Below are 12,524 nucleotides of genomic sequence, written 5' to 3' on the forward strand. Positions count from 1 at the left end.
ATCCCCTTTGACTTCGGCCGCCCCGGCCATACCTTTGCGGGGGTCATTCCCGCGGAGGTCGCATGCGGTCCAAGTTGAAGCTCCTGCCCTTCATCCTCCTGGCGCTCACAGCCTTTGCGCAGCCAGTCGGCGCCGAAACACCTGAACGGCCGGCGCCGGCCGGCGGCGTGTTGTCGCTTTTGCCGCCGCCGCAGGTCACCGAGCATTCGATCACCCTTGGCGGGCGCAAGCTCGACTACCAGGCCAAGGCCGGCACGCTGTCGCTGCTTTCCGGCAAGGGCGAGGTCACGGCCGAGATCTTCTACGTCGCCTACACGCAGCAGTCGCCTGCCCCGGCCAAAGAGCGGCCGATCACCTTCGTCTTCAACGGCGGGCCGGGCGCGGCCTCCGCCTACCTGCATCTCGGCGCGATTGGCCCGCGCATCGTTGCGACCGCTGCCGACGGCCAATTCCTGCCGCCGCCACAAAGGCTCATCGACAATCCGGACAGTTGGCTCGACATGACCGATCTCGTCTTCGTCGATCCGGTCGGCACCGGCTACAGCCGCGAAGCGCCGGGCCAGGACACGAAAGGGTTCTGGGGCGTCGACCAGGACGCCAGCTCGGTCGGCGCTTTCATACGGCTCTATCTGGCGCAGAACGGCCGCACCGCTTCACCGCTCTTCCTCGCCGGCGAAAGCTATGGCGGCTTTCGCGCCGCGCTGCTCGCCAGGACGCTGCAGGAGGATGTCGGCTTGAGCCCCTCCGGCATCGTGCTGATCTCGCCGGCGCTGGAGTTCATGCTGGTGCGGCCGGACCAATTCGATCAATTGCACTGGGCGCTCGAACTGCCTTCGCTGGCGGCGGTGCGGCTTCGCGCCGACGGCGTCAGCGGCGAGGCGCTGCGCGACAGACTGGCCGAGGTCGAACGCTATGCGCTTGGCGACTATCTGACGGCTCTCGCCAGCGGGCTGGAGCAAGGCGGCAAGCTCGCCAGCGGGCGCGTGGCGGAAATCACCGGCCTGCCGCTCGATCTCGTCGAGCGCAATTTCGCCCGTGTCCCTACCGGCCTGTTCACCCGCGAGTTCCAGCGCGCCAAGGGCAAGGTGCTCAGCCCTTACGATGCCACGATCAGCACCGCCGATATCTCGCCGGGCAGCGCCCGCATAGAAGGCCCGGACCCGGTGCTTGACCGCAGTGTGCCGGTGCTGACCTCGGCCTTTGTCGCTTACGCCCGTAACGAACTGAATTATCGCACGGATGTCAGCTACCGGCTGCTCAACGGCGAGATCAGTCGCAATTGGGAGTACGGCACCTCGGGGCAAGGCTATGCCGGGGCGATGAACGACCTGCAGCGGGCGCGTTCGCTCAACCCCTCGCTCGGCGTGGTCATCGTCAACGGCTATACCGACTTGGTGACGCCCTATCTCGCTTCGCGCTATCTGGTGAACCAGCTTCCCTCGCTCGCCGACGCCAAACCGATCCGGCTCGATGTCGTGGAGGGCGGCCACATGATGTACCTCAGGCCCGACGGAAGGCGCGCGCTGAAGGAGGCAGCCTCCGAGCTCTACCAGGCGACGCAGTAAGCGCTTCTCGATCGGCCACGAGGGCTCTGCCCCAACGCAAGCGCCGCGCTGGAACAGCGCCGTAGAAGCTTTCGCCCGTATAGCTGGCAGAAGTGGATCCGATGGGGCGGAGCCGCCTCCACGCTGGCAAATCGATACCGCATGGCCGATGTCGTCGTCCTCGAAAGCCGCGAAAGGGTGCTGGCCGGCATCCTGTTCACCGCGGCCGCCTATTTCCTGTTTTCGGCGCAGGATGCCTCGATCAAGCTGTTGGTGGCCGGCATGACGGTGTGGCAGATCATGTTCTTCCGCTCGGTCACCGTTCTTGCCGCCTGCGGCGCGATCGGCAGACGGACGCTGTTCGCCGACACCGCAAACTCGCCCATCGTGCGGCCGATGCTGGTGCGCAGCGCGTTCACGCTCGCGGCCTGGCTCTGCTACTACAACGCGGCACGCTCGCTGCAGCTCGCCGAGCTCACCACCATCTACTACGCCGCGCCGATCATCGTCACCGTGCTTTCAGTGGTGATGCTGGGCGAGACCGTGCCGCTCTTGCGCTGGGCGGCGGTGTTCGTCGGATTCGTTGGCGTCTTCATCGCCTGCGACCCGGCGCGTCTCGGCTTCTCCGTGCCGGTGCTGCTTGTGCTGGCGGCAGCGCTTTTGTGGGGCATCGCCGTGGTGCTCTTGCGCAAGACCGCGATGCAGGAGCGCACGACGATCCAGCTGGTGCTCAACAATTTCTACTTCCTGCTTTTTTCGGCAGTGCCGGCGCTGATCTGGTGGCGCATGCCCGACGCGCCGCAACTCATGCTTCTCATGAGCGTTGGCGCGCTCGGCGGCGTCGCGCAATACATGCTGTTCGAGGGCATGAAACGGGCGCCGGTGTCGATCGTGGCGCCATTCGAATACACCTCGCTGGTCTGGGCGTTTGCGCTGGGCTTCGCCATCTGGGGCGACGTGCCGAGAACCGAAGTTTTCACGGGCGCGGCTTTGATCATCGGCGCCGGCCTGCTGATCGTCGGCAACGAGCATTTCCGCAAACGGGTCGAGGACTCATGACAGAAGGCTGTCAGCAGGAGCGGCATAGTCTGGTACCATGACGGATACGGTCGACATGCCTGAAAAGCTTGCCAAGGGCACCGCCGACGCCACAGCCGAGCGCATGCTGGGCGTGGTGCTAGTCTCGGCCTCGGCCGTCGCCTTCGCGCTCACCGGCGTGCTGACCAAGTCGATCCATGCCGATCCGCTGACCATCACCTGCTGGCGCGGCTTCTTCGGCTCGATCCTGATTGCTCTTTACGTGCTGTGGCGCCGCCGCCGCTCGGGCGGGCGCGAGAGCCTCAGGCTCGGCTGGCGCGGCTGGCTGCTTGCGGTCGAGGGGGCTGCCGCCAGCATCGCCTTCATCGCGGCGTTCAAATACACCTATGTCGCCAATGTCGCGGTGATCTACGCCACCTCACCCTTCATAGCCGCACTGCTTGCCTTGCTGCTGGTGCGGGAAAAATTCCGGCTGCAGACGATGCTGGCGGCGGCCGTGTCGCTATGCGGCGTCGCCGTCATGGTGGGCGGCGGCTTTGGCAGCGGCCACCTGTTCGGCGACGGGCTGGCGCTTTTGATGACCACCGGCAGCGCGCTCTACATGATCATGGTGCGCGCCTTTCGCGACTCGCCCGTCGTCTGGGCCGGCGCGGTGTCGGCCTTCCTGCTCTTCGTCCTCGGCTGGTTCGTCACCGACCCGGTTGCCGTTTCGACCCGCGATATGGTGCTGCTTGCCACCTTCGGCTGCTCCTTCGCGCTGGCCTCGATCCTGTGGACCGAAGGTTCGCGGCTTATCCCCGCCGCCGAATCCGGCCTGCTCGGCTCGGCCGAAGTGCCGTTCGCCATCCTGTTCGCCTTGCTGTTCCTCGGCGAATTCCCACCGCTGGCCAGCATCGTCGGCGGCGCGATCGTGCTTTGCGCGGTTTTCGCGCACGCCGCACGCGACTGGTCGAGAGCCAAATCGACGCGTTCGTAAATTTTTTTCGCGGTCACGGAACCATCACCCGACTCAGGCATTGTTAGATCGACGGGTCACCCCCCAAGTCCCCCCAAACCCCTCGACCCGTCCGACTAGAAGCCGACCCGCAAAAAGGTCGGCTTTTTCTTTGGGCGTTCCTTGCCGTTCAGGGCGGCAGCGCCAGGCCGTTGCCCAGAAGCTCCGCGAGATCCCGCGGCGGACGAGCCGCCTCGCGGCCGAGCCGGATGGCGAAGCCGGCCATTGGCAGCGGCGGCAGGTCGAGATCGGGGGACGCTTCCACGATACCGGAATGGGCAAGACGCCGGGTGCGCGGCGTCAGCGCGATGCCGGCATTGACCGCGCTGCGCAGGCCGGCAAGGCTGGAGCTGCCGGCAGCGATGCGGTAGCGGCGGCCGGCGGCGTCGAGTGCATTGAGCGCAGCCTCCCTGAAGCCGCAATATGGATCGAGCAGCGCCACCGGCACCACGTCCTGCCGCGTCGCCAGCCCTTTTTCCGAGCAGAGCCACAGCATCGGCTCGCTGATCAGGAACGCTTCATCCGGGGATGGCGCATGGCGCATGGTGATCGCGAGATCGAGCTGGCCCGCCTGCAGCGCGGACCCGAGCTCCAGGGAGCGGCCGACGCGCAGCTCGATCCTGACGCGCGGATGGCTGGCGGCGAAGGCGCGCAACAGCTCCGGCAGGCCATGATCGGCAAAGTCCTGCGTGGTTCCGATGGCGATGCGACCGCCGACGCGCGCGCCTTTCAGCGCCAGCCAGGCCTCGGTGTGGACGGCAAGGATGCGCCTGGCATGGCCGACAAGGTCCTCGCCGGCAGGCGTCAGCCCGCGCCCACGTCCCTGGGGCGCAAGCAGCGGCTCGCCGACGACCTCCTCCAGCCGCTGCATCTGCGCCGTGACGGCGGATGGGGAGCGGCCAACAGCAGACGCCGCCCTGGCCAAGGAGCCGCCATCGACGAAGGCCAGGAAGGTTTTGAGCAGGTCGGGATCGAGAGTTTCCATAATTCGATAATATCGAAGTAATTGTCAAAAACAATTCGATTTTTTTGACGCATGGCTAGTGGCATGGTCCCTTCATCGGCGGCGCGAAGCCGTCAGAGCGAAGGAGAGAAAAATGCCGATCATCAATGTCAGCGTCACCGGCGAGCCCGACGCAAAGGGTTCCGCCGCGATCGCGAAGGAGATCACCGAGATTACGGCCACGCAACTGCGCAAGGACCCGACCATCACCGCGGTTGCGATCAGCTACGTCGATCCGCAGCACTGGTTCGCCGGCGGCAAGTCGCTGGCCGAGCATGGCACGAGCACCTTCTGGCTCGACATCAAGGTGGTGGACGGCACCAACACCAAGCTCGAGCTCGAAGCGTATCTCAAGGCGATTTTCGACGCCTTCGGCCGCCTGCTCGGCGGCGTCCATGAGGAAAGCTACGCGCTGGTGCATGAGGTTCCGGCGGCGGCCTACGGCTTTGGCGGCAAGAGCCAGGAGTTCCGCTTCATCAGCGGGAGACTGAAGGTGGCGTAGCGGCACGCCTTTCCCCGCTCCCCTGTGCGAGACGGTGGGTCGGCGCGCAGCGTCGAGACGGATGAGAGGTTTTGGAAGAAGCACGGCCTGGAAGAATCGATTGCTTTCAGGCACTTACATATCCAGCGAAGCGATCCGTCCAATACCCTCATCCGTCCGGGCTTCGCTCGGCCACCTTCTCCCGCAAGGGGAGAAGGGAGCGCCCTACCAGCCCCACATTGACCTTGCCCCCACTTCCGCTACCTTCTGCCACCGAAGCGGCCGCGCAAGAGCCGCACCGTGGAGGACGTTGGGAGAGAGCGGCATGATCCTGACATTGGCGCTGCTTGCCGGTCTTGTCTTTGCCTGGCTGCTGATTGGCGTGATCGAAAGGTTCCGGCTCGATCTGCGCTTTACCCAGGCGTTGCTCTACGTGCCGTTCAAGCTCGCCTACCGTATTGCCGACGACCGCATCCGCATTGCCCGCAATGCCCGCACGCCGGTGATCTATGTCGTTTCGCACCAATCGCGCATCGAGCCGGCGCTGATGCTGTCGCTCTTGCCTGACGACACGCTGCACATTCTGGACGAGGCCTCGGCCCGCTCGCCCTGGCTGGAGCCGTGGCGCGAGCTTGCCCGCACCATCGCCTTCAATGCCGAACATCTCTTCGTCAGCCGGCGGCTGGTGCGCGTGCTGAAGGGCAAGGGCCGGCTTGCGGTCTATCTGCCCGACGACGTCGAGCCGGACGTCAAGTCGTTCCGGCTGTTCCGCGCCATCACCCGCATCGCCATGCAGGCCGACGCCCGCATCGTGCCGATCTTCGTCGCCGGTGCGCGCGACCTGCCGATGTCGCTGACGCCGGCCGACAAGGCGCCGCGTCACTGGTTCCCGCGCCTGTCGCTCAGCGTGCTGGAACCGATGACCGTGGCCGAGCTGGTGGCTCGCAACCCCGACATGGCGTCGAACACCAACGCCCTGTTCGACCGGTTTGCCGAGGCGCGGCTCTACGGCAGCAATCTCGACCGCGGCCTGTTCCTGGCCATGCGCGACGCGGCGGATCGCGTCGGTGCCTCGCATCCGATCATCGAGGACGTGATTTCGGGCGCGCTCAGCTATCGCAAGATGTTCATCGGCGCGCGCGTGCTCGGCCGCCGCTTCGAGGCGGTGACGGCGCCCGGCGAAGCGGTCGGCCTGCTCCTGCCCAATGCCAATGGCATTGTGCTCTCCTTTGTCGGGCTTATCTCGGCGGCCCGCATCGCGGCGATGATCAACTACACCGCCGGCCCGGCGAGCGTCACCGCCGCGATCCGCACGGCGGTCATTCGCACAGTGGTCTCTTCTCGCGCGTTCATCGAGAAGGCCGCCATCGACGACATCGTCACCGCCGTCGAGGCGGGCGGCGCCAAGATGCTATGGCTGGAGGATGTGCGCGAGAGCGTGACCTTGCTCGACAAGGTCGCGGCGGCGCTTTTCTGGCGTTTTCCGCTGCAGCGGCAGCAGGCGTCGAAACCAGCGGTGATCCTGTTCACCTCGGGCTCGGAAGGAACGCCGAAGGCGGTGGTGCTGTCGCACCGCAACCTTCTCGCCAACGCCATGCAGGCCGAGGCGCGCATCACGATCTCGCCGGCCGATATCCTGCTCAACGTGCTGCCCGTCTTCCATTCGTTCGGGCTGACCGGCGGCACTATCCTGCCGCTGGTAACCGGCGTGAAACTGTTCCTCTATCCCTCGCCGCTGCACTACAAGATCATTCCGGAGATCGCGCGCAAGGTGAAGCCGACCGTCATGTTCGGCACCGACACTTTCCTCGCCAACTATGCCCGCACTGCCAAGGACGGCGATTTCTCCAGCCTGCGTTTCGTTGTTGCCGGCGCTGAAGCGGTAAAGCCCGAGACAAGGCGCACCTACCGCGACCGTTTCCAGGCATCGATCATCGAAGGTTTTGGGCTGACCGAGGCGGCGCCAGTGGTGGCGGTGAACACCGCCATCCACAATCGCGACGGCACGGTCGGCCGGCTGCTGCCGGCGATCCGCATGAAGCTTGAGCCGGTCGAGGGCATCAGCGAGGGCGGCCGGCTGTGGCTCGACGGGCCGAACATGATGATGGGCTACATGACCGCCGACCGCCCCGGCGAGTTGCAGCCGCTCGAGGGCTGGCACGACACCGGCGACATCGTCTCGGTCGACCGCGACGGCTTCATCACCATCCGCGGGCGGGCAAAACGCTTTGCCAAGATCGCCGGCGAGATGGTGTCGCTGGGTGCGGTCGAGATGCTGGTGCAGTCACTGTGGCCGGAACAGCGCCATGCCGCGGTGGCGGTGCCCGACAAAAGGCGCGGCGAGCGCATCGTGCTGGTCACCACGGCCGACGATGCCAATGCCGAAGAGCTGCGCCAGTTCGGCAAGAAGGCCGGCGCGGCCGAGTTGATGGTGCCCAATGACATCATCAAGGTGGAAGAAATCCCGGTGCTGGGTTCCGGCAAGACGGATTACGTGTCGGCGCGGAAGCTGGCGATCGACCGGCTGGGATTGGGGGTAGCGGCTTAGGCCGTATCGCAAGCGCTGGCGGGACAGCGCCCCCCTCTGTCCTGCCGGACATCTCCCCCACACGGGGGGAGATCAGATGCCCTCTCGGCTTTCGCCAATCAGCATCGTTGCAGGATACGCGGCTTGAACGAAGCTGCCAATTTCTCCCCCAAGTGGGGAGATGTTCGCCAGGACAGAGGGAGGCGCGAAGGAACTCGGCGGCTCGAAGTCGCGCCTCTCGAGCGGGTTCAGCCGATATCCGAAGGCGGCACCTTCTCGCCTTCGCGCATGGCTCGCTTCGAATAGGCGCGCACCGAAAACGGCAGAAAGACGAGGTAGCCGGCGACCGAGGCGGTCAGCGTGTACCAGGGATAGGCCATCAACAGCAGGATGTAGAGCACCACGCCGAGGATGACCGGAAGCACCCTGTCTCCCGGCACCTTGACGCTCTTGCCCGAATAGACCGGCAGGCGACTGACCAAGAGGAAGGCGACGAGCACGGTGAAGCCAGAGGCAACGAAGGCCGCCCCCCGGGTCGGTTCCAGGCCGAGCCGCAGGAAGTAGAGATAGCAAGGCAGCATGACCAGCACCGCGCCCGCCGGCGCCGGGACGCCGACGAAATACTCGGTCTGCCAGGCCGGCTGGTCGGTGTCGTCGGCCAGCACATTGAAGCGGGCGAGCCGCATGCCGCAGGCAATGGTGAACAGGAGTGCCGCGATCCAGCCCGGCGAGCCGGCGCGGTCGAGCAGGAAGGCATAGAGCACCAGCGCCGGCGCGACGCCGAAATTGACGATATCGGCCAGCGAATCCATCTGCGCGCCGAACTTCGAGGTCGCCTTCAGCATGCGCGCCAAGCGGCCGTCGATGCCGTCGAGGAAGGCTGCGAGCAGCACCATGACCACGGCCGGCTCGAAGCGGTCCTCGAAGGCGAAGCGGATGCCGGACAGGCCGGCGCAGATCGCAAGAACGGTCACCAGATTGGGCAGCACCATGCGCATCGGTATTTCGCGGATGCGAGGGCCGCCGCTGGCGTGTGCCTCGAACTTCTTGAAAGGCGCGCCCACCGCTCAGGAAATCCTGACCAGCGGAGCGACCGCCGCGCCGCCGAACTCGGCAAGCACCGTTTCGCCGCCCACCGCCGTCTGGCCGACGGCGACGCGCGGCACGGCGTTCGACGGCAGGAAGACGTCGACGCGGGAGCCGAAGCGGATCAGGCCAAAACGCTCGCCGATGCCGATCGAGCCGCCCTGCTCGGCCCAGCAGACGATGCGGCGCGCCACAAGGCCGGCGATCTGCACGGCGGCAACGGTGCCGTTGGGACTGTCGATGACCAGCCCGTTGCGCTCGTTCTCCGAGCTTGCCTTGTCGAGCTCGGCATTGAGGAATTTGCCGGGACGATGCTCGATGCGCGTGATCCTGCCGCGCACCGGCGCGCGGTTGATATGGCAGGAAAAGACATTCATGAACACCGAGATACGGGTCATTTCGGCCGTACCCAGACCAAGCTCGCGCGGCGGCACGGCAGGCCCGACCGCCGAAACCACGCCGTCGGCCGGGCTGACCACCAGCCGGTCGTCGACCGGCGTGACGCGCTCTGGGTCACGGTAAAAATAGATGCACCAGCCGGTGAGGATCAGCCCGAGCCAGAACAGGATCGAGGAGAAATAGCCGAGGAACAGCGTTGCCGCGCCGAAGGCGGCGATAAAGGGATAGCCCTCGCGATGGATCGGAACGAACGTATTCTTGATCGTATCGAGAAGAGTCATAGGGCTTGGGGCGGTCCCTGTTTCAGGTCCGGCCTCAATAGCCGAAAGCCCCCCTCCCCGCAACGCAACAATGGGAGAGGCGAATAGCGAGGGACTCATAGCCGTGATTTTAGCGCCGGCCTGTGTCAGGGTGCGCGAGGGCGGTGCGAAATCGACAAGGTCGAGGTCGATCGGGGCTGCTTTGCCTGCATGTTGGGCGGTGCCGACGGCAGGACGCTGTACATCACCGCCGCCGAATGGCGCGGCTTCGAGAACATGGTCGGCGACGCCCGCACCGGCCAGGTACTGGGCGTCGTCGCGCCTGCACCCGGCGCGGGCTGGCCGTCTTACGCCTCCGGCACGCGCTGATAGTGCGCGATATCCGCTTTGACCCCGAGGCGGGCGATCGTTGCCTGAGGGCTGAAGGCGATGCTCTCGTGCGCGGCCTTGACGATCGGCACGACGTTGTCGACCGCGGCCTGGCTTTCCCATTCGACCATGGTGACGATGTTGAATTCGCCGGGGCCGGAGAACTGCTCGAGCAGGAAGTCCTGCACGAAGCCGTCCTGCTGGCGCAGCAATTCGTGCGTCATCCTGACCTTGCCGAGGATCTCGTCGCGCGCTTCCGCCGGCACGACGAATTTGTCGACCCGGAACACGCTGCCAGCGCGTTGATCTTTATTACTCATTTCGATCGGTCTCCGTTCTTGGAAGGCTTGCTTCGCAGGTGTTCGGAGCCGGTTTGCAAGCTCAAGCTAGGTTGAGGTCAAGGGGATTTTGCGCCGACTTCTCCTTCTCCCCTTGTGGGAGAAGGAAGAGGCGCTAGCTCACCTCCGACGTCCTTCTCCGTACGATCACGCCGAACTCGTCGCTTTCACGCGCAATGCGCAGGCGCTCCTCGGCTTCGGTGGCTTCGCGCTGGCGGTCCCACATCGAGGCGTAGAGGCCCTGCTGGCGCAAGAGTGCGGCGTGGGTGCCGCGCTCGGCGATCTGGCCGTCCTTCAGCACGATGATCTCGTCGGCCGAGATCACCGTCGACAGCCGGTGGGCAATCACAAGGGTGGTGCGGCCCTTGCTGACGAGGTCCAGCGCCGCCTGGATCTCCTGCTCGGTCTGGGTGTCCAGCGCCGAGGTCGCCTCGTCCAGCATCAGGATCGGCGGGGCCTTCAGGATCGTGCGGGCGATCGCGACCCGCTGCTTCTCGCCGCCCGACAGTTTCAGGCCGCGCTCGCCGACCATCGAGCGGTAGCCGTCGGGGAGTTTTTCGATGAACGGCCCGATCTGGGCGAGCTCGGCGGCCTTGCGCACCTCCTCCTCGCTGGCGCCGATGCGGCCATAGCGGATGTTGTAGGCGATGGTGTCGTTGAAGAGCACCGTGTCCTGCGGCACCATGCCGAGCACCGCGCGCAGGCTCTCCTGCGTGACGTCGCGGATGTCCTGGCCGTCGATCAGCACCTGGCCGCGCTGCACGTCATAGAAGCGGAACAGAAGCCTGGAGATGGTCGACTTGCCTGCGCCGGAGGGGCCGACGATGGCGACCGTCTTGCCGGCCGGCACCTCGAAGGAGACGCCCTTCAGGATCTTGCGGTTTGAATCATAGGAGAAGTGCACGTCGCGGAACTCGACCTTGCCGGCACTCACCTTCAACGGCCTGGCGTCCGGCTTGTCGACGATCTCCTGAGGCACGTCGAGCAGGTCGAACATGTGCTCGATATCGGTCAAGCCCTGGCGGATTTCGCGATAGATGAAGCCGATGAAGTTGAGCGGCACCGACAGCTGCATCAGCATGGCGTTGATGAAGACGAAATCGCCGACCGACTGCGTGCCGGCCTGCACCTCCAGCGCCGACATGCACATGACGACGACCGTGCCGAGGCCGAAGATGAGACCCTGGCCGAAGTTAAGCCAGCCGAGCGAGGTCCAGGTCTTGGTGGCGGCGGTTTCATAACGCGCCATCGAGCGGTCGAAGCGCTCGGCTTCCATGCGCTCATTGGTGAAATATTTGACCGTCTCGAAATTCAAGAGCGAGTCGATCGCCTTGGTATTGGCGTCGGTGTCGCTGTCGTTCATGTCGCGGCGGATCGAGATGCGCCAGTCGCTAGCCTTGACCGTGAACCAGACATAGATCCACACGGTGACCGCGACCACGGCGACGTATTTCCAGCCATAGGTGTAGGCGAAAATGCCGGCCGTCAGCGCGAATTCGAGAATGGTAGGCGCCGTGTTCAGCATGACGAAGCGCACGATCGTCTCGATGCCCTTGGTGCCGCGCTCGATGATGCGCGACAGACCGCCGGTGCGGCGCTCAAGATGGAAGCGCAGCGACAGCTGGTGCATGTGGACGAAGGTGCGGAAGGCAAGCTGGCGCACCGCATATTGGCCGACGCGGGCAAACAGCGCGTCGCGCAGCTGGTTGAAGCCGAGCTGGACCAGCCTCAGCACATTATAGGCAATGACCAGCATCACCGGCGCGAGCATGAAGGCGGGCAGCGGCGGCGGCGTCTTCGAGGCGTGGGCTAGCGCATCGGTTGCCCATTTGAAGAAATAGGGGCCGGCGACCAGGGTGACCTTGGCGACGACGAGAAGCAGCGTCGCCCAGGTGACGCGGGCTCTCAGGTCGGCACGGTCGGCCGGCCACATATAGGGCCACAGATTGCGCAGTGTGGTGAGGGTGCCGGTTTCGGCGGAGACGGTCTTGTCGGCCATTTTGTTCTTAGCTTTCTTTCATGCTTTCGCCGCAGCAGGAATCGATCAGGGCCGCGAGCGACGCCGAGACCTCGGCGAGCGTAGCGCGGTCCACCGCGTAGCGTGAACGCTGGCGATCCGCCTCGAAGCGGACGAGCCCTGCTTCGACCAGGATCTTCAGATGCTGCGAAACGGTCGACTGGGCGAGATCGAGATGATCGACCACCTCGCGGCAGGAGCAGCAGCTACTAGCCGAGAGATGCTTCAGGATCTCGATGCGTGCCGGATGCGACAGTGCCGCGAACCGCGTGGCGATGCCGCGGCTGTCAAGGGCTCGGCTATTGAGGGCGCGGTTGTCGGATAGGGATTCGGTCATCGTTCATCGCCGATAAACGATGGAGGATGGGAGTGCAAGCCAGGCGGATGGGCAGCAGGTGGGAATGTCGAACGCCGGCGGGGCAGCGCCCCTCTGCCCTGCCGGGCACCCCACGACAGGGGATTGCGCTC

At 65.3% G+C, this 12,524-nt stretch carries 12 protein-coding genes; 6 read left to right on the plus strand and 6 right to left on the minus strand.

Annotated features, from left to right (window positions below; all coding sequences use genetic code 11):
• Window positions 1-62: 62 nt before the first annotated feature.
• From CK222_RS08850 to CK222_RS08860, 3 genes are all read left to right on the plus strand, one after another.
• Complete coding sequence (locus CK222_RS08850; RefSeq protein ID WP_095800087.1) at window positions 63-1,565, plus strand: peptidase S10; 1,503 nt, start codon at window positions 63-65, stop codon at window positions 1,563-1,565.
• Between the two features lie 141 nt (window positions 1,566-1,706).
• Window positions 1,707-2,603, plus strand: a complete 897-nt coding sequence (locus CK222_RS08855) for a DMT family transporter (protein WP_095800088.1) — start codon at window positions 1,707-1,709, stop codon at window positions 2,601-2,603.
• 55 nt (window positions 2,604-2,658) lie between these two features.
• Window positions 2,659-3,558 (plus strand): DMT family transporter, encoded by a 900-nt coding sequence (locus CK222_RS08860; RefSeq protein WP_082954141.1) that lies wholly within the window; start codon window positions 2,659-2,661, stop codon window positions 3,556-3,558.
• Between the two features lie 148 nt (window positions 3,559-3,706).
• Here the strand turns inward: CK222_RS08860 and CK222_RS08865 are convergent, their stop codons facing one another.
• Window positions 3,707-4,561, minus strand: coding sequence for a LysR substrate-binding domain-containing protein (locus CK222_RS08865; protein ID WP_095800089.1), 855 nt, complete (start codon window positions 4,559-4,561; stop codon window positions 3,707-3,709).
• A 112-nt stretch (window positions 4,562-4,673) separates the two neighbouring features.
• Here CK222_RS08865 and CK222_RS08870 point away from each other — a divergent pair, with 112 nt between their 5' ends.
• The gene (locus tag CK222_RS08870) at window positions 4,674-5,081 is read left to right on the plus strand and encodes a 4-oxalocrotonate tautomerase family protein (RefSeq protein ID WP_067321223.1); all 408 of its coding nucleotides are present in this window, start codon (window positions 4,674-4,676) and stop codon (window positions 5,079-5,081) included.
• Between the two features lie 304 nt (window positions 5,082-5,385).
• Window positions 5,386-7,608: an AMP-binding protein gene (locus CK222_RS08875; RefSeq protein WP_067321220.1), complete on the plus strand. Its 2,223-nt coding sequence runs from the start codon at window positions 5,386-5,388 to the stop codon at window positions 7,606-7,608.
• Window positions 7,609-7,835: 227 nt separating this feature from the next.
• On the opposite strand, the gene CK222_RS08880 is transcribed toward CK222_RS08875, so the two are convergent.
• Both CK222_RS08880 and CK222_RS08885 read right to left on the minus strand, forming a co-directional pair.
• The gene (locus CK222_RS08880; RefSeq protein WP_245299656.1) at window positions 7,836-8,579 is read right to left on the minus strand and encodes a phosphatidylcholine/phosphatidylserine synthase; all 744 of its coding nucleotides are present in this window, start codon (window positions 8,577-8,579) and stop codon (window positions 7,836-7,838) included.
• 75 nt (window positions 8,580-8,654) lie between these two features.
• Window positions 8,655-9,452: a phosphatidylserine decarboxylase gene (locus tag CK222_RS08885; protein WP_280951759.1), complete on the minus strand. Its 798-nt coding sequence runs from the start codon at window positions 9,450-9,452 to the stop codon at window positions 8,655-8,657.
• Between the two features lie 90 nt (window positions 9,453-9,542).
• Here CK222_RS08885 and CK222_RS08890 point away from each other — a divergent pair, with 90 nt between their 5' ends.
• Window positions 9,543-9,701, plus strand: coding sequence for a hypothetical protein (locus CK222_RS08890; protein ID WP_245432982.1), 159 nt, complete (start codon window positions 9,543-9,545; stop codon window positions 9,699-9,701).
• Here CK222_RS08890 and CK222_RS08895 read toward each other — a convergent pair.
• The 3 genes from CK222_RS08895 to CK222_RS08905 all read right to left on the minus strand — a co-directional run bounded on the left by CK222_RS08895 (window position 9,680) and on the right by CK222_RS08905 (window position 12,393).
• Entirely contained in the window at window positions 9,680-10,021 is a 342-nt protein-coding gene (locus tag CK222_RS08895) for an antibiotic biosynthesis monooxygenase (RefSeq protein WP_095800091.1), read from the minus strand. The genes CK222_RS08890 and CK222_RS08895 overlap by 22 nt on opposite strands.
• Window positions 10,022-10,154: 133 nt before the next feature.
• Window positions 10,155-12,038 carry an ABC transporter ATP-binding protein/permease gene (locus CK222_RS08900; protein WP_095800092.1) on the minus strand — a complete coding sequence of 628 codons (1,884 nt, stop codon included), beginning with the start codon at window positions 12,036-12,038 and terminating at the stop codon, window positions 10,155-10,157.
• Between the two features lie 7 nt (window positions 12,039-12,045).
• Window positions 12,046-12,393, minus strand: a complete 348-nt coding sequence (locus tag CK222_RS08905; protein ID WP_095800093.1) for a metalloregulator ArsR/SmtB family transcription factor — start codon at window positions 12,391-12,393, stop codon at window positions 12,046-12,048.
• Window positions 12,394-12,524: the final 131 nt, after the last annotated feature.

The organism is Mesorhizobium sp. WSM3866 (assembly GCF_002294795.1).
GTDB lineage: Bacteria > Pseudomonadota > Alphaproteobacteria > Rhizobiales > Rhizobiaceae > Mesorhizobium.